This is a genomic window from Streptococcus intermedius SK54 = ATCC 27335, assembly GCF_000413475.1.
Taxonomy (GTDB): Bacteria; Bacillota; Bacilli; order Lactobacillales; family Streptococcaceae; genus Streptococcus; species Streptococcus intermedius.
In genome coordinates this window covers 22,448-39,672 of sequence record NZ_ATFK01000007.1, presented here as the reverse complement: position 1 = coordinate 39,672, position 17,225 = coordinate 22,448, and the positions used below count along the sequence as shown (strand labels likewise).

At 41.3% G+C, this 17,225-nt stretch carries 14 protein-coding genes and 1 pseudogene; 12 read left to right on the top strand and 3 right to left on the bottom strand.

Annotation, left to right across the window (positions count from 1 at the left end):
* The first annotated feature begins 13 nt into the window (after window positions 1–13).
* Window positions 14–2,029, top strand: a complete 2,016-nt coding sequence (gene recG / locus HMPREF1654_RS09185; RefSeq protein ID WP_003075749.1) for an ATP-dependent DNA helicase RecG — start codon at window positions 14–16, stop codon at window positions 2,027–2,029.
* 488 nt (window positions 2,030–2,517) lie between these two features.
* Here the strand turns inward: recG and HMPREF1654_RS09180 are convergent, their stop codons facing one another.
* Window positions 2,518–3,480: an asparaginase gene (locus HMPREF1654_RS09180; RefSeq protein WP_003075884.1), complete on the bottom strand. Its 963-nt coding sequence runs from the start codon at window positions 3,478–3,480 to the stop codon at window positions 2,518–2,520.
* Between the two features lie 64 nt (window positions 3,481–3,544).
* Here HMPREF1654_RS09180 and HMPREF1654_RS09175 point away from each other — a divergent pair, with 64 nt between their 5' ends.
* Entirely contained in the window at window positions 3,545–4,933 is a 1,389-nt protein-coding gene (locus HMPREF1654_RS09175) for a Cof-type HAD-IIB family hydrolase (RefSeq protein WP_003074451.1), read from the top strand.
* Between the two features lie 45 nt (window positions 4,934–4,978).
* Here HMPREF1654_RS09175 and HMPREF1654_RS09170 read toward each other — a convergent pair whose 3' ends face one another.
* Window positions 4,979–5,431, bottom strand: coding sequence for a universal stress protein (locus HMPREF1654_RS09170; RefSeq protein WP_003028799.1), 453 nt, complete (start codon window positions 5,429–5,431; stop codon window positions 4,979–4,981).
* A gap of 152 nt (window positions 5,432–5,583) precedes the next feature.
* Here HMPREF1654_RS09170 and HMPREF1654_RS09165 point away from each other — a divergent pair, with 152 nt between their 5' ends.
* From HMPREF1654_RS09165 to HMPREF1654_RS09120, 9 genes and pseudogenes are all read left to right on the top strand, one after another.
* Window positions 5,584–6,798 carry a pyridoxal phosphate-dependent aminotransferase gene (locus HMPREF1654_RS09165; RefSeq protein WP_003075849.1) on the top strand — a complete coding sequence of 405 codons (1,215 nt, stop codon included), beginning with the start codon at window positions 5,584–5,586 and terminating at the stop codon, window positions 6,796–6,798.
* A gap of 161 nt (window positions 6,799–6,959) precedes the next feature.
* Window positions 6,960–7,748: a GTP-sensing pleiotropic transcriptional regulator CodY gene (gene codY / locus HMPREF1654_RS09160; RefSeq protein ID WP_003035535.1), complete on the top strand. Its 789-nt coding sequence runs from the start codon at window positions 6,960–6,962 to the stop codon at window positions 7,746–7,748.
* Window positions 7,748–8,323 carry a cysteine hydrolase family protein gene (locus HMPREF1654_RS09155; RefSeq protein WP_003074458.1) on the top strand — a complete coding sequence of 192 codons (576 nt, stop codon included), beginning with the start codon at window positions 7,748–7,750 and terminating at the stop codon, window positions 8,321–8,323. The genes codY and HMPREF1654_RS09155 overlap by 1 nt, the downstream gene beginning before the upstream one ends.
* A gap of 378 nt (window positions 8,324–8,701) precedes the next feature.
* Window positions 8,702–10,443: pseudogene (gene aspS / locus HMPREF1654_RS09145) on the top strand (aspartate--tRNA ligase).
* 64 nt (window positions 10,444–10,507) lie between these two features.
* Window positions 10,508–10,810 carry an Asp-tRNA(Asn)/Glu-tRNA(Gln) amidotransferase subunit GatC gene (gene gatC, locus HMPREF1654_RS09140; RefSeq protein WP_003074461.1) on the top strand — a complete coding sequence of 101 codons (303 nt, stop codon included), beginning with the start codon at window positions 10,508–10,510 and terminating at the stop codon, window positions 10,808–10,810.
* Window positions 10,810–12,276 carry an Asp-tRNA(Asn)/Glu-tRNA(Gln) amidotransferase subunit GatA gene (gene gatA, locus HMPREF1654_RS09135; RefSeq protein ID WP_003075815.1) on the top strand — a complete coding sequence of 489 codons (1,467 nt, stop codon included), beginning with the start codon at window positions 10,810–10,812 and terminating at the stop codon, window positions 12,274–12,276. Before gatC ends, gatA begins: the two co-directional genes overlap by 1 nt.
* Window positions 12,276–13,709 (top strand): Asp-tRNA(Asn)/Glu-tRNA(Gln) amidotransferase subunit GatB, encoded by a 1,434-nt coding sequence (gene gatB, locus HMPREF1654_RS09130; protein ID WP_003075784.1) that lies wholly within the window; start codon window positions 12,276–12,278, stop codon window positions 13,707–13,709. The genes gatA and gatB overlap by 1 nt, the downstream gene beginning before the upstream one ends.
* Window positions 13,710–13,837: 128 nt before the next feature.
* Window positions 13,838–14,884 carry a 2,3-butanediol dehydrogenase gene (locus tag HMPREF1654_RS09125; protein ID WP_003075978.1) on the top strand — a complete coding sequence of 349 codons (1,047 nt, stop codon included), beginning with the start codon at window positions 13,838–13,840 and terminating at the stop codon, window positions 14,882–14,884.
* A gap of 94 nt (window positions 14,885–14,978) precedes the next feature.
* The gene (locus HMPREF1654_RS09120; protein ID WP_003076055.1) at window positions 14,979–15,890 is read left to right on the top strand and encodes a DMT family transporter; all 912 of its coding nucleotides are present in this window, start codon (window positions 14,979–14,981) and stop codon (window positions 15,888–15,890) included.
* Window positions 15,891–15,920: 30 nt separating this feature from the next.
* Here the strand turns inward: HMPREF1654_RS09120 and HMPREF1654_RS09115 are convergent, their stop codons facing one another.
* On the bottom strand, window positions 15,921–16,547 hold the full coding sequence (locus tag HMPREF1654_RS09115; RefSeq protein ID WP_003074471.1) for a TVP38/TMEM64 family protein: 627 nt from the start codon (window positions 16,545–16,547) through the stop codon (window positions 15,921–15,923).
* Window positions 16,548–16,696: 149 nt separating this feature from the next.
* On the opposite strand from HMPREF1654_RS09115, the gene HMPREF1654_RS09110 reads away from it, so the two are divergent.
* Window positions 16,697–17,224, top strand: a complete 528-nt coding sequence (locus HMPREF1654_RS09110; RefSeq protein WP_003075797.1) for a YqeG family HAD IIIA-type phosphatase — start codon at window positions 16,697–16,699, stop codon at window positions 17,222–17,224.
* Window position 17,225: the final 1 nt, after the last annotated feature.

Genomic DNA, 17,225 nt, shown 5'->3' with positions numbered 1-17,225 from the left:
CTGAAGGGGAATTATGAATTTACACCAACCTTTAACGGTTCTGCCAGGTGTAGGACCAAAATCTGCCGAAAAATTGAGTAAACTTGGTATTGAGAACCTGCAGGATTTGCTGCTCTATTTTCCATTTCGCTATGAAGACTTTAAAAGTAAAAATGTGTTAGAATTGGAAGATGGTGAAAAGGCAGTTGTTTCAGGAGTGGTCGTTACACCGGCTAACGTGCAGTATTATGGTTATAAGCGTAATCGCCTGCGTTTTACTATCAAGCAAGGTGAAGTGGTCCTTGCCGTCAACTTTTTTAATCAGCCTTATCTAGCAGATAAGGTAGCACTTGGTTCAACTATTGCTATTTTTGGCAAATGGGATAAGGCCAAGGCTGGTTTGACTGGAATGAAAATTTTAGCACAAGTAGAAGATGATTTGCAACCAGTCTATCGGGTGGCTCAGGGGATTAGTCAAACGAGTTTAGTAAAGACTATTAAAATAGCTTTTGACCAAGGCCTAGACCTTCTATTGGAAGAAAATATACCTCAAATTCTGCTAGGTCATTATCAACTATTGGGACGTAGCCAAGCTGTGCGCGCGATGCATTTTCCAAAAGATTTGGCAGAATACAAACAAGCTTTGCGTCGAATCAAGTTTGAAGAGCTTTTTTACTTTCAAATGCAGTTACAAGTCCTAAAGAGCGAAAGCAAGAATGCGAGTCAAGGGTTAGCTATTCTTTGGCGAGATGATTTATTAGAAAAAAAGCTGACACTGCTACCTTTTGAATTGACAGCTGCCCAGAAGCGGAGTCTTGATGAAATTCTACAAGATATGAAAGCACCAACCCATATGAACCGGCTTTTGCAGGGAGATGTGGGTAGTGGAAAGACGGTGGTTGCGGGTCTAGCTATGTACGCTACCTATACAGCTGGTTTGCAATCTGCTCTTATGGTACCGACTGAAATTTTAGCAGAACAGCACTTTGATAGCTTGAGCCAACTTTTTCCTGAACTACGAATAGTTTTATTGACAGGAGGAATGAAGCAAGCAGAACGAAAAGAGGCGCTAGAAGCTATTGAGGCTGGTCAGGTAGATATGATTGTTGGCACTCATGCTTTGATTCAAGAAGGAGTTTCCTATCATCGTTTGGGCCTAGTAATTATTGATGAGCAGCATCGTTTTGGAGTGGAGCAGAGACGGGTTCTGCGGGAAAAGGGGGATAATCCTGATGTTCTCATGATGACTGCAACACCGATTCCGAGGACACTTGCGATCACTGCCTTTGGCGATATGGATGTGTCGGTTATTGATCAAATGCCAGCGGGGCGTAAGCCGATTATCACTCGCTGGGTCAAGCACGAGCAGCTGAATGTGGTTCTCAATTGGTTGGAGAAAGAGCTGCAACGAGGTGCTCAGGTATATGTCATCTCTCCTTTGATTGAGGAGTCAGAAGCGCTAGATCTAAAAAATGCTATTGCTTTGGAAGAGGAATTAAAGATTTATTTCGGTGACAAAGCACAAGTGTCTCTGCTACATGGTAAAATGAAGAACGATGAAAAAGATGCCATTATGCAGGGCTTTAAGAAAGGAAAAATAGATATTCTGGTATCTACAACAGTCATTGAAGTCGGTGTTAATGTGCCAAATGCTACGGTTATGCTAATCATGGATGCGGATCGTTTTGGGCTCAGTCAGCTCCACCAATTGCGCGGGCGGGTAGGACGTGGAGACAAGCAATCTTATGCGGTTCTCGTGGCTAATCCCAAGACTGAATCTGGTAAGAAGCGCATGAAAATCATGACGGAAACGACTAACGGTTTCGTCTTAGCTGAGGAAGACCTGAAAATGCGTGGTTCTGGTGAAATCTTTGGCACTCGGCAGTCTGGTTTACCAGAATTTCAGGTGGCGGATATTGTAGAGGATTATCCGATTTTAGAGGAAGCCAGAAAAGTTGCTAGCCAAATTGTATCTATTCCTGATTGGCGAACGCATGCAGACTGGCATATTGTAGCACTTTATTTGGATAAGCAGGGTTATTTGGACTGACTTTAGTCAGCATGATGGATACATCAAAAAAGATGAGAGATAGGACTAAAATTTTTTAGTCCTATCTCTCATCTAAAACTCTACTAAACTTGAAAAGTGAATAACCTTGAGACCCTGTTTCGCAAGTTCTACCACTAACTAAAAGTCAATTAGCTATTGTGTCGTTGGTTTATTGCAACGTATATTTTCAAATTGAGGCGTTTTGTAATAGCCTCTTTAAAATTAAGTTTTCTGAAAGAAATCTATAAGCCTGTTTTAAGTTTTTCGGGCTATACTAAATTCATCAAAAAGAAAGAGGTAAGTCCAATGACAGTAAACATTAAAGTGAATTATAACAAAACATTCAAAAATACAGGAAAGGAATTAGAAATATATGGTAGATAACTAAAAAACAAGCGAGTTAAAAAACTTTTTTTCATAAATCTCCTAAACATAAAATCTCCTAAAAAGCTTCGAAATAATCGAGGCTTTTTATCTATATAAGAACTCTAGCCTTCTATGTAGTTTTTTAATGTCTGCCCTTGAAGCCCAGCATTAAGGGCGATGAGAAGTTTGATACGAGCTTTAGGAGCATTTAATTCTTTAACAAACATAATCCCTGCTTCATGAAGGGTCACACCGCCTCCTTCATAAGCATAAACTGGCTCTGCAATGCCATTGAAGCAACGGGATACCAATGCAATTGGGAGACCACAAGCAGTCATATGACTGAGCTTTTGTGCCACTTCTTGTGGTAGATTCCCAGCTCCGAAGGCTTCAATGATGAGACCGTCTATTCTCTTCAAATCTAACATATCCAGCAATTCGGTTGTCATTCCAGCATAGGTGGGAATAATAGGAATCAAGCCAGTAATCTTATTCAAATGAAAATGCACGCGTGGTTCGGCAGTTTTAAAATAGAGGATTTCTTTTTTCATAATCAATCCAAGTGGACCATGAGTTGGCGTTTGAAAGGTACTGACATTTGTTGTATGTGTTTTTGTTACGTATTTAGCAGAATGGATTTCATCATTCATAACTACTAGAACGCCCTTTCCGCATGCCTTTTCATCACTTGCAACACGAAGTGCAGACAAGTAATTGTAAACTCCGTCACTCCCGAGTTCATTAGAGCTTCGCATGGCACCAGTCAAAACGACAGGAATATTTGGAAGTTCCATCGTATCCAAAAAATATGCCGTTTCTTCTAGAGTGTCGGTTCCGTGAGTAATCACAACACCGTCAAAATGCTTTCCATCTGCCTTGATTCTTTTGTACAATTGTAGCATGTGCTGCGGTGTCATGTGAGGACTAGGAATATTGAATATATCAAGAGCAGTCACTTGAACGCCTTCTAGAGGAACTGCGACATGGTTCATGGGATTATGTTCATTTGTGACGACTTTTCCAGTGGTGTCAGCTTGCATGGAAATAGTACCGCCAGTATGTAAAACTAGAATTCTTTTGGTCATAAGTGAGCTTCTCCTGAATCTATGCTATAATTATTGTATCATAAAAGAAAGAGATGAGAAATGAATGGAAATCAAAGCAGTCTTCTTTGATATTGACGGAACGTTAGTAAACGATAGTCGGACGGTCTTGAAATCCACAGAACAAGCGATCCATAGTTTGAAACAGCAAGGCATTTTAGTTGGTTTAGCCACAGGAAGAGGTCCCTTTTTTGTTCAATCCTTTATGGAACAGTTGGATTTAGATTTTGCAGTAACCTATAATGGACAATATATTTTTTCAAAAGAGAAAGTCATTTCTGCCAAGCCAATAGATAAAACGAGCTTACGTCACTTGATTCAATATGCGCATCGGCATAAAATAGAAATTTCATTTGGGACAAAATCAGGAATGGTTGGTTCAAAAATCATGAGCTTTGGCATGAGCAAGTTTTCTCAATGGACTAGCCGTTTTGTTCCGAAAAAGATGACACATTTGGTCAATAAAGGTTTCAATCATGTAATCAGTAAGGCGCTCCCTCAACAACAGAATGATTTATTTAAATCTATTCAAGAGCCGATTTATCAAGTGTTAATGTTGGCGACTCCGAGAGAAACACAATCTATAGAAGCCGATTTTCCAAATTTAAAATTCACTCGCAGCAGTCCTTTTGCAGCTGACATTATCAATCAGGGTATGTCCAAGCTAGAGGGGATTAAGCTGGTTGGAAAGGAATATGGCTTTGATATCAATCAAGTCATGGCTTTTGGTGATTCTGATAATGATGTTGAAATGTTAGCGGGGGTTGGGATGTCCATCGCTATGGGAAATGGAACTAGTCGCGTGAAAGAAGTTGCGAAACACACTACTAGCAGTAATAGTCAGGACGGAATTCATAAGGCTTTGGAGCATTTTGGTATTTTGGCGAGTGAAAAAGTCTTTATCAGTAGCGACCACCACTTTAATAAGGTTAAAGAATTTCATGGGATAATGGATGAATGCACGCAGGAAGAGCCCATCTTGTGGACAACAGAAGGTGCTCGTCATCGTGCAGGCTTCAAGGTAGAAGAGCTAGTGGAATTTTTACGTGCAGCCAGTCCGTCAGAAGAAATTTTCAATCAGTCTGTTCAATCTTTGCATAAAGCGATAGATAAAGCTTCCGATAAGGTTAAACAGAAGAGTAACGCAGAGATGTCTCTCGTTGGACAAGTAGATGCACTGATTGATATGCTATATTTTACTTATGGTAGTTTTGTTTTAATGGGAGTAGATCCTGAGCGTTTATTTGAAATTGTACACCAAGCGAATATGGGGAAACTCTTCCCAGATGGTAAAGCGCACTTTGATCCAGTTACTCATAAAATTTTAAAACCAGATGATTGGGAAAAAAATTATGCACCAGAACCTGCTATCAAAAAAGAGCTTGAACGTCAAATTCAAGCTTATCAACGAAATTGTGAAAAAAATGAAGAATAAAAAAGAGGAGAGACTGGTTTATGCCAATCTCTCTTTATCTTTGTATTATAATGTTTTTTCCTTATCACGAACAACAAGTAAGTCAACTTTTGCATGACGCAAGATGTATTCAGATGAGGAACCAACCAGTAACCGTTCAAAGGCATTGAGCCCGGTAGCACCGACCATGATGAGATCAACTTTTTGTTCTTCTGGAATATCAGTGGCAAGAAGGGTTTTCGGATTTCCCATTTCAACAACTGTGACAACATTTCCCACACCAGCTTCTTTGGCTTTTTCAGCATATTGATCCATGAGTTTTTTTGCGTCTTCTTGTAATTCTTCATAGACTTCTGCATCAAATGTAGAAACGCTTTGCAATGCACGTGTATCAATAACATGTGCAATTGTTAGACGTGAATTATTTCTTAGCGCCACATTTACCCCTTTTTCAAAGGCAAGTTCGGCTTCGTGAGAACCATCAACAGCAACCATAATGTTTTGATATCTTTGTAGCATAGGAATACCTCCATTCTTTCTTTAGTTATATTGTAACCCTTTACATGAAAAAAGTAAAGTATTTTCAAGCAGACTTTACAAGAAGTTTTTGAGATTTTTTAGAAAAATTGCGTTATAATAAATTGATTCTTTTGAAATGAGGAAAAAAATTGATGAAAGAATTTAATAAATCGACAAAGTTAGAACATGTAGCTTATGATATCCGAGGTCCTGTCTTAGAAGAAGCTATGCGGATGCGTGCAAATGGTGAGAAAATCCTTCGGTTGAACACAGGAAACCCTGCTGAGTTTGGTTTTACGGCACCAGATGAAGTGATTCATGATTTGATTATGAATGTACGGGATAGCGAGGGCTATTCAGACTCGAAAGGGATTTTTTCTGCTCGGAAAGCTATTATGCAATATTGCCAGTTAAAGAATATTCCAAATGTTGATATTGACGATGTCTACCTTGGAAATGGAGTCAGCGAGCTGATTGTCATGTCTATGCAAGGTTTGCTAGACAATGGTGATGAGGTGCTGGTACCTATGCCGGATTATCCTCTCTGGACTGCTGCTGTGAGTTTAGCAGGAGGGAATGCTGTTCACTATCTTTGTGATGAAGCTGCTGATTGGTACCCAGATATTGATGACATTAGATCGAAAATTACTTCTAATACAAAAGCTATTGTCGTTATCAACCCAAACAATCCGACAGGAGCTCTATATCCTAAGGAAGTTTTAGAAGAGCTGGTTGACGTTGCACGGCAAAATAATTTGATTATTTTTGCGGATGAGATTTATGATCGTTTAGTAATGGACGGTGAAAAGCATATAGCTATCGCAAGTTTAGCTCCTGATCTTTTCTGTGTTAGTATGAACGGTTTGTCTAAATCGCACCGTATTGCAGGCTTTCGTGTAGGATGGATGGTGCTATCTGGACCAAAATATCATGTAAAAGATTACATCGAAGGGTTAAATATGCTGTCAAATATGCGTCTGTGTTCAAATGTCCTATCTCAGCACGTGGTACAAACATCGCTTGGCGGTTATCAATCAGTAGATGAGTTACTACTTCCCGGTGGAAGAATTTATGAGCAACGGAATTTTATTTATAAAGCTATTAATGAAATCCCAGGTCTATCTGCAGTAAAACCTAAAGCAGGGCTTTACATTTTCCCTAAAATTGATAGAGAAATGTATCAAGTAGATGATGACGAACAATTCGTGCTGGATTTCTTAAAGCAAGAAAAGATTTTACTGGTGCATGGACGAGGCTTTAATTGGAAAGATCCTGATCATTTCCGGATTGTTTACCTGCCTCGTGTAGATGAGTTAGCACAAATTCAAGAGAAGATGACTCGTTTCTTAAAACAATATCGACGATGATAAATGGCAGCCCTTTGGCTGCTTTTTGTATCAGGCGTAGGTATCTTCGTTTTTATAGAAGTAACAAAGTATAATTGTACCTCAATAAACAATTTTCAGATAATTGTTGAAGATTAAAGCGCTTTATGGTATAATCAATAAGATTATATGCGAGGTAAATTATGGCAAACTTATTAGCAAAAACAAGAAAAATAACATCTATTTTGCGTCGTTCAGATGAGCGATTGCAGGATGAACTACCTTATAATGCAATTACCCAACAATTAGCTGAAATTATGGATTGCAATGCTTGTATTGTAAATAGCAAGGGTCGTCTTTTGGGGTATTTCATGCGCTACAAGACAAACAATGATCGTGTGGAAGCATTTTATCAAACGAAAATCTTCCCAGAAGAGTATGTTCGCACCGCAAATTTGATGTATGATACTGAGGCCAATCTTCCAGTCAATCATGATTTATCTATTTTTCCTATTGAGACAAAAGATGAATTTCCAGATGGCTTGACGACAATTTCACCGATTCATGTTTCTGGGATTCGTTTAGGGACATTGATTGTTTGGCGCAATGATAAAGAATTTGACGATGATGATTTGATCTTGGTTGAAATTGCAAGTACAGTGGTTGGTATTCAGCTACTCAACTTCCAACGAGAAGAAGATGAAAAAAATATTCGACGTCGAACAGCTGTAACTATGGCTGTAAATACTTTGTCTTATTCAGAATTACGAGCTGTTTCTGCTATTTTAGGTGAATTAAGCGGCAATGAAGGGCAGCTAACAGCTTCAGTGATTGCAGATCGTATTGGCATTACGCGCTCAGTGATTGTCAATGCTCTACGTAAACTAGAAAGTGCAGGCATTATCGAAAGTCGTTCTCTAGGAATGAAAGGAACCTATCTTAAAGTTCTTATCCCTGATATCTTTGAAGAGATTAAAAAGCGAGATTACTGATGACAAAAGCATTAATTTCAATTGACTATACAGTGGACTTTGTAGCAGATAATGGGAAATTGACGGCAGGTGCACCAGCTCAGGCAATTTCCGAAACCATTGCCCAAGTGACCGAGGCGGCTTTTGAGCGAGGAGATTATATCTTTTTTGCAATTGATGCCCATGACGAAGGAGATACTTTCCACCCAGAAAGTAAACTCTTTCCACCACACAATATCAAAGGAACTAGCGGACGTAATCTTTATGGCTCATTAGCTGATTTTTATAAGAGACATCAAGCGGACTCTCGAGTCTTTTGGATGGACAAGCGCCATTATTCTGCCTTTTCTGGCACAGATTTGGATATACGTCTGCGAGAAAGAAAAGTAGACACGGTGGTTCTGACAGGGGTCTTGACGGATATTTGCGTCCTGCATACGGCAATCGATGCCTACAATTTAGGGTATCAAATTGAGGTGGTAGAATCTGCGGTAGCTTCTCTTTCTGAAGAAAATCATCAATTTGCTCTCAACCACTTGCAAAATGTTTTAGGTTCGACTATAATAGATAACAATTTAAAAGTAAAAAAGCAGTAAAGTAGGCTTGTTGACTTGCACAGAGAGTGCTGAAAGCTGAGAGCAGCGCCAAGGAGACAAAATCCAAAGAACATACTGTCAATGATAGAGTGGTTTTTCTATACTGTTCGTAGTAGTGGATAAGTTGGTTAAACCCATTATATCGTTGTAAATAATTTGTGTGAATCAAAGCACAAACGCCTGCTCACGTTACGAGCCTGAGGTTGCAATGCAATGAATAACAGTGGTACCACGGCTTTCGTCTGTTTATACAGATGGAAGCCGTTTTTCCATAGTTCTTAATGCTTTAGCACTAAGAACTATGGGTGGAGATTTCTATATGTAATTTGCGAGCAATTAGTGATTGAATTGAAATGAATGTAGAAAGAGGTAGTGAATATGAAAGAAGTTTTTATTGGGAACTACGGGTTAGAACAAGTTGGTCGGGAAATGACTGCGACTGGATGGGTTGCAAATATTCGAAACCATGGGAAATTAGCTTTTATAGAGTTACGTGATCGAGAAGGCTTGCTTCAAGTTTTTGTAGCAGGTGCTAGTCCGGCTTTTGCTGAAATTGACCGTTTGCACAAGGAAGACGTTATCTCTGTCACAGGAAAAGTTGTCAAACGAGAAGGGCGCTTTGTCAATAAAGCTATTAAGTCAGGACAAGTGGAGCTGAGAAGATTGAGGTTATTTCTAGCAGCAAAGCACTGCCTTTTGAGCTGGACCAGCATGCCCATACCGGTGAAGACCTGCGTCAGAAATACCGCTACCTGGACTTGCGCCGTGAGAAGATGACACATAACCTCAAACTTCGTCATCAGGTCACTTCAACCATTCGGGAATATTTGAATGGTTTGGACTTTTTGGAAGTTGAGACGCCTTACTTGACTAAGTCAACACCTGAAGGAGCTAGAGATTTCTTGGTTCCTAGTCGGGTCTTTAAAAATCAATTCTACGCACTACCGCAGAGCCCACAGATGCTCAAGCAGTTGCTGATGGGAGCTGGCCTCGAGCGCTATTATCAGATTGTTCGTTGTTTTCGTGACGAAGACTTACGGGGCGATCGTCAGCCAGAGTTTACTCAGGTGGACTTAGAGTTGAGTTTTGCAAGCGAAGAAGAAATCCAAGCTCTGGTTGAAGCTATGCTCAAGGCTGTTGTCAAGAAAACTCATGGTTTAGAGTTGACAGAAGATTTTCCGACTATCAGCTATGAAGTGGCTATGAGCCGCTTTGGTTCTGATAAGCCAGATACGCGCTTTGGTTTAGAGCTGAAGAGTTTGACAGATTTGTGTCAGTCCAATGACTCTCTTCTCATCAAGAAAGCCTTGGACAACCAAGAGGAAGTGATGGGAATCTGTGTGCCCGATGCAGCCAGTGCTTTTAGCAAGAAACAGCTAAGTCACTACTATCAGGAAATGAAGGAATTTGGCTGCAGTCGTTTTGCCAGTTTCAAGGTTGAAAATGGTCAATTGGTTGGAGATTTGGCTAGCACTTTTGAGGCTGAAAGTCAGGATTTACTAGCATGTTTTGAGGCTAAGGAAGGAGATCTCATCCTGCTAGTTATGGCCAAGAAGCGTCGGGCTCAGGAAGCTTTGGGCCATCTGCGTATAGAAGTCGCAAAAGCTTTGGATTTGATTGACCCAAGTCTGGTGCATTTCCTCTGGGTTGTGGATTGGCCGCTGCTGGAGTGGAATGAAGACCAAAATCGCTATCAAGCCATGCACCATCCTTTCACACAGGGGATCTTTGAAGATGGACAGGAGCCAAGTCAATTCCGCAGCTATGCTTATGATATCGTCTTGAACGGCTATGAAATTGGCGGAGGAAGTCTGCGGATTCATGACCGGAAGACTCAGGAGGCGATGTTTGAGCTATTGGGCATGAGTCGAGAAGACTATGAGCGGGACTTTGGTTTCTTCCTAGAAGCTTTGGAGTACGGCTTCCCACCGCACGGTGGCTTGGCTTTGGGTTTGGATCGCTTGGTCATGATTTTGGCCAGGGAAGAAAACATACGCCAAGTTATTGCCTTTCCCAAAAATGGTACTGGCTTTGATCCAATGCTGGAAAGTCCAAGTTTGATTGACCAGAGACAGCTCAAAGACCTGCATTTGGAATTGAAGAACGAAGCCTATTTATGATAAAATAAGAAGACGATTATTTTCCAGTTATGCTGAAAAATAAAAGAAGAGAAAGGAAACAGAGATGAAAATTACTCAAGAGGAAGTAACGCATGTTGCTAACTTGTCAAAACTCGCTTTTTCTCCAGAAGAAACAGCAGAGTTTGCGACAACTCTGTCAAAAATTGTCGACATGGTCGAATTGCTCAATGAAGTGGATACGGAGGGTGTGCCTTTTACCTCTAATGTGGCTGCCAATATCAACTATATGCGAGAAGATGTGGCTCAGCCAGGATGGAATCGGGACGAGCTTTTCCAAAATGTACCTGAAAAAGAGCGGGGCTACATCAAAGTGCCTGCCATCCTAGATGACGGAGGAGATGCCTAATGACTTTTAATCACAAGACCATTGAAGAACTGCACGACTTGCTGGTCAAGAAAGAAATTTCTGCGGTAGAGTTAACTCAGGCAACTTTGGCTGACATTAAAGAACGTGAAGAAGCTGTTGACAGCTTCATTACTGTTAGCGAAGAGGAGGCATTGGCCCAGGCTGCGGCTCTGGACGCTAAGGGGATTGATGCCGACAATCTTATGAGCGGAATTCCGCTGGCAGTCAAGGATAATATCTCAACCAAGGGAATTTTGACGACGGCTGCATCTAAAATGCTCTACAACTACAAGCCGATTTTCGATGCGACTAGCGTGGAGAAGCTTTACGGCAAGGACATGATTATCATCGGGAAGACCAACATGGACGAGTTTGCTATGGGTGGCTCCAGCGAAAACTCTTACTTTAAGACGACAAAAAATGCATGGGATAGCAGTAAGGTTCCTGGTGGATCATCTGGTGGTTCAGCAACAGCTGTTGCCTCTGGTCAGGTTCGTCTGTCGCTGGGATCAGATACAGGTGGCTCCATTCGCCAGCCAGCTTCCTTTAACGGTGTAGTCGGCCTCAAGCCAACCTACGGACGGGTTTCCCGCTTCGGTCTTATTGCTTTTGGTTCTTCTTTAGACCAGATTGGGCCTTTCTCTCAAACGGTTAAGGAAAATGCACAGCTTCTGAATGTTATTTCTGGTAATGATCCTAAGGATTCGACATCGTCACAAGAAGCTGTGCCAGACTTTACTAGCAAGATTGGCCAAGACATCAAGGGGATGAAGATTGCCCTGCCTAAGGAATACATGGGTGAGGGAATTGACAGTAAGGTCAAGGAAACAATTTTAGCAGCAGCGAAGCACTTGGAAAGTCTAGGAGCTATCGTTGAAGAAGTCAGCCTACCTCACAGCAAGTACGGCGTGGCAGTCTACTATATTATTGCTTCTTCTGAAGCTAGTTCTAACCTGCAACGTTTTGATGGTATTCGCTATGGCTACCGCGCAGAAGGCATTGAAAATCTAGAAGATGTCTATGTCAAATCTCGCAGCAAAGGCTTTGGTGATGAGGTGAAACGCCGGATCATGCTGGGAACTTTCAGTTTGTCATCTGGATACTATGATGCCTACTTCAAGAAAGCTGGTCAGGTTCGGACCTTGATTATGCAAGATTTTGCCAAGGTATTTGAAAAATATGACTTAATCTTAGGTCCAACTGCACCAACAGTAGCATATGACTTGGGCAGTCAAAACCAAGATCCAGTGGCCATGTATCTGGCTGATCTTTTGACCATTCCAGTCAATTTGGCTGGCCTGCCGGGCATTTCAATCCCAGCTGGCTTTGTAGATGGTCTTCCTGTCGGCTTGCAGCTGATTGGTAACCACTTCGATGAAGCGACCATCTATCAGGCAGCCGCAGCATTTGAAGCGACGACTGACTACCACAAACAGCAGCCAGTTATCTTTGGAGGTGAAAAATAATGAACTTTGAAACAGTTATCGGACTGGAAGTCCATGTTGAATTGAAGACCAATTCAAAAATTTTCTCACCGGCTCCAGCTCACTTCGGTGAAGATCCAAATGCCAACACCAATATCATTGACTGGTCTTTTCCAGGTGTCCTGCCTGTTATGAACAAGGGTGTCATTGACTATGGTATCAAGGCTGCTCTGGCCTTGAATATGGATATTCACCAGAAGATGCACTTTGACCGCAAGAATTACTTCTATCCGGACAATCCAAAAGCCTATCAAATTTCTCAGTTTGATGAGCCAATTGGCTACAATGGCTGGATTGAGATTGAGCTAGAAGACGGCACAACCAAGAAAATCCGTATCGAGCGGGCCCACTTGGAAGAAGACGCTGGAAAGAATACCCACGGCAGCGATGGATACTCTTATGTGGACCTCAACCGCCAAGGGGTACCATTGATTGAGATTGTATCTGAAGCGGATATGCGCAGTCCAGAAGAAGCTTATGCCTATCTGACTGCTCTCAAGGAAATCATCCAGTACACTGGCATTTCTGATGTCAAGATGGAAGAGGGCTCCATGCGGGTCGATGCAAATATTTCCATCCGTCCTTACGGCCAGAAAGAGTTTGGTACCAAGACTGAGCTGAAAAACCTTAACTCCTTCAACTTTGTCCGTAAGGGTCTAGCATTTGAGGAAAAACGTCAAGCAGAAATCCTACGCAGCGGCGGTCAAATCCGTCAGGAAACCCGTCGTTATGACGAAGCAACTGGCGAAACTCTGCTCATGCGGGTTAAGGAAGGTTCAGCGGACTACCGTTACTTCCCAGAGCCTGATCTACCAATCTTTGAGATTGAGGATGCTTGGATTGAGCAAGTGCGTAGCAGTCTGCCAGCCTTTCCAAAAGAGCGTCGTGCCAAGTATGTGGGCGACTACGGTCTGTCTGACTACGATGCCAAGCAGTTGACAGCGACGAAGGCTGTGTCAGACTTCTTTGAAGCAGCTGTTGCCGCAGGAGGTGATGCTAAGGCTGTCTCTAACTGGCTCCAAGGAGAAGTAGCGCAATACCTCAATGCCGAAGGTAAGACCATCTCTGAGATTGATCTGACACCTGAGAACTTGACTGAGATGATTGCTCTGATTGCAGATGGAACGATTTCCTCTAAGATTGCTAAGAAGGTCTTTGTTCATCTAGCTAAAAATGGTGGCTCTGCTAAAGAGTATGTACAGAAAGCAGGCCTGATTCAAATTTCAGACCCTGCCCAGCTTCTGCCAATTATCCAAGAAGTATTTGCCAACAATGAAAAAGCCATCAATGACTATAAGGGCGGTAACAAGAATGCAGCCAAGTCCTTGATCGGCCAGCTGATGAAGGCCACCAAGGGGCAAGCCAACCCACAAGTAGCACAAAAACTGCTCAATGAAGAGTTGGAGAAATTATAGAAACAAGTGAAAACCAGTCGTTAGGCTGGTTTTTTGTATGCTGTTTTTTGAAAATGTAGCTAAACTTTTGACAAGATTTCTGAAAGGGTTTACAATAAAATTAACAAATTAAAAAGCGAGGTATTTTTATGGCAAAAATGAATGCTGCGCGTTGGTATGGCGCCAAAGATGTCCGCATTGAAGAAGTGGATGTACCGGAGGTCAAACCGCATCAGGTCAAGATTGCGGTCAAGTTCACAGGAATCTGTGGAACTGATTTGCATGAATATCTGGATGGACCTATTTTTATTCCGACAGAAACAGAGCATGTCTACTCTGGGCAGAAGGCTCCTGTAACCTTGGGACATGAGTTTGCTGGAGAAATTGTTGAGGTTGGCAGTGCCGTGACACGGGTTAAGGTTGGTGACCGAGTGACAGTTGAGCCGATTTTAGCCAAGCATAATCTTATCGGGGATTACAACCTGGATCCCAATCTAAACTTTGTCGGCTTGGCGGCAGATGGTGGTTTTGCCAAATACTGTGTTTTGGATGGGGATCTTGTTCATAAAGTTCCAGACAGCCTTAGCTATGAGCAGGCAGCCTTGACAGAACCTGCTGCTGTGGCTGTTTATGCAGTCCGTCAGTCAGCTCTTAAGGCAGGTGATACCGCAGTCGTTTTCGGTTTAGGACCAATCGGGCTCTTGATTGTTGAAGCTTTGCGAGCAGCCGGTGCCTCTAAGATTTATGCTGTTGAATTATCTCCAGAGCGTCAAGCAAAGGCAGAGGAGCTTGGGGCGATTGTTGTGCGGCCAGAAGAAGGCGAGGATGCAGTAGCTGCTGTTCAGCGCTTGACTGGTGGTGGGGCAGATGTATCTTATGAAGTAACTGGGGTACCAGTTGTGTTGGGACAAGCTTTGGCTGCTGTCCACAAGGCTGGAGAATGTATGGTGGTTTCTATCTGGGAACGTGAAGCCAGTATCAATCCCAATGAATTTGCGATTCAAGAAAAATCGCTCAAGGGAATTATCGCCTATCGGCATATTTTTCCTAAGGTGTTGGAGCTTATGGAGCAGGGGTATTTCTCTGCTGACAAGCTTGTGACCAAGAAGATTAAGCTAGAAGATATTGTGCAGGAAGGTTTTATCGAACTGACTCAGGACAAGGCACAGATTAAAATTTTGGTGTCACCAGAATAAATATTTTCTTGATGATGAGATAAGAATCAGTCAAACTTGGCTGATTTTTCTTTATGTTTTATGTTATAATCATACGATGAAAGGGAGAAGTAGAATGTCAAAAATAGCCAAAGGAACACTGTTAACATTAGTGGCAGGGATTGCATGGGGATTGTCTGGAACGAGTGGGCAATACTTAATGGTACATGGATTTCCTGTTTTAGTTTTAACGAATATTCGACTTTTAATTGCAGGAGTTCTCTTGGTATTGTATATGCTACTAACCAATCAAAAAAAACTATTTGAAATGCTAAAAGATCGGGAAGCGATGATGTCATTAGTGCTTTTTGCTTTATTAGGACTTTTGCTCAATCAATTTGCTTATTTAAAATCTATTTATGAAAGCAATGCAGGCACAGCTACTGTTCTGCAATATGTCTGTCCAATTGGAATTCTTGCTTATACTTGTCTCAAAGATTGGGTTGCACCTACTATAACAGAAGTGTTGTCTATGATATTAGCTATTGGAGGTACTTTTTTGATTGCCACTCATGGACAGCTCGATCACTTATCTGTAACGCCAGCAGGGCTTTTCTGGGGATTATTTGCCGCCTTCACTTACGCTTTATATATTTTAATTCCAATTCAATTGATAAAAAGGTGGGGCAGTATTCCGGTGATTGGAGTGGGGATGACATTAGCAGGCCTTGCTCTAACACCATTTAGTGGTATCTTACATTTTCATTGGCGATTGTCAATGGAAGTATACCTAGCTTTGGTGGGCATTATCTTAGTGGGAACAATCCTCGCTTATACGCTATTCCTCAAAGGAACCAGTTTGGTTGGACCTGTTAAATCTAGCCTTTTAGCGGCGGTTGAACCGATATCGGCGGTATTTTTTGCTTTTCTCCTTATGCATGAGCAATTTTATTTATTAGATTTTGTCGGCATGTTTATGATTTTATCAGCGGTAGTCTTAATTTCTATAAAAGATTTAATATTAGAAAAACGAAAAGGAATATTATAAAAGACAGAGCGAATTGCATTGCTCTGTCTTTCATTTTGAAAATAATTGCCAAAAGAAGTCGATAATGTATGTCAAACCGTAAGTATAGATGACAAGCGTGATAGGCTTGCACAAGACGATAATGATCATATATTTTTTAAAAGTCATTTTCGTAAGTGCGGCTAGCATACAAAGAAAATCTGCTGGGCTGATGGGCCAAATCATCATAAAGATAAAAAAACGTTCAAAACGATTGCCTTCATCTAGCCAACCAATGTATTTGTCATAAGTACGCTTGCTAACGACAGATTGGACAAAAGCAGGTCCGTAGGTACGTGCTAGGTAAAAAATAATAGCACAGCCGATGACAATTCCAACATAGTTATAAATGGTACCAATGATATGACCATAAATAAAAACACCAGCAACCGAAGTCAACGCTCCGGGAATAACAGGAACAACTGTCTGTAGGATTTGCAGGAAAATAAAAAGTGGTGGTCCCCAAATACCAGCTTGTTTAATAAAAGCTGATAAGGTTTCTTTGGATTGTAAAATACCAGCATAATAAGCCCAGATACAGAAAATCACTGTTCCAAGTGCTCCGATTATAGAAGACCAGTTAATAAATTTTTGCAAAAAAGGAGAGACGGCAGTCATTTTCTTGCTCGTAGTTGCCATAAATTCCTCCGAGTTCAATGTGTTACTCTTACTATAACATTTTTAAACAATTTTTGGCAAATTGTATATAAAATAGATAAAAAAATCTAAGATGCGAAAACTTTCTTTTTATGTTAAAATAGGTAGAAGTATAATGTTTGGAGAGAAATGTGGCGATTGAAAATTACATGCCTGATTTTGCAATTGAGGCAGTTTATGATTTGACAGTTGAAAGCTTAAAAAAACACGGCATCAAAGCAGTTTTGGTAGACCTAGACAATACCCTCATTGCGTGGAATAATTCAGATGGAACACCAGAAATGAAGCAATGGCTTCATGATGTGCGAGATGCAGGAATTCGAATCATTGTGGTGTCCAATAATACTAAGAAACGAGTCAAACGAGCGGTTGAAAAGTTTGAGATTGATTATGTTTATTGGTCTATGAAGCCTTTTACTTGGGGGATTGATCGTGCGTTGAAGGAATTCCATTTTGAGAAAAACGAAGTGGTCATGGTGGGCGATCAACTTATGACGGATATTCGAGCTGCTCACAGGGCTGGAATTCGTTCGATTTTGGTCAAGCCACTGGTTGAACATGATTCGTTTAAAACCCAGATAAACCGAGCGCGTGAGCGGCGTGTGCTAAAAAAAATGACGAAAAAGTACGGACCGATTGTATATAAAAAAGGAATTTAAA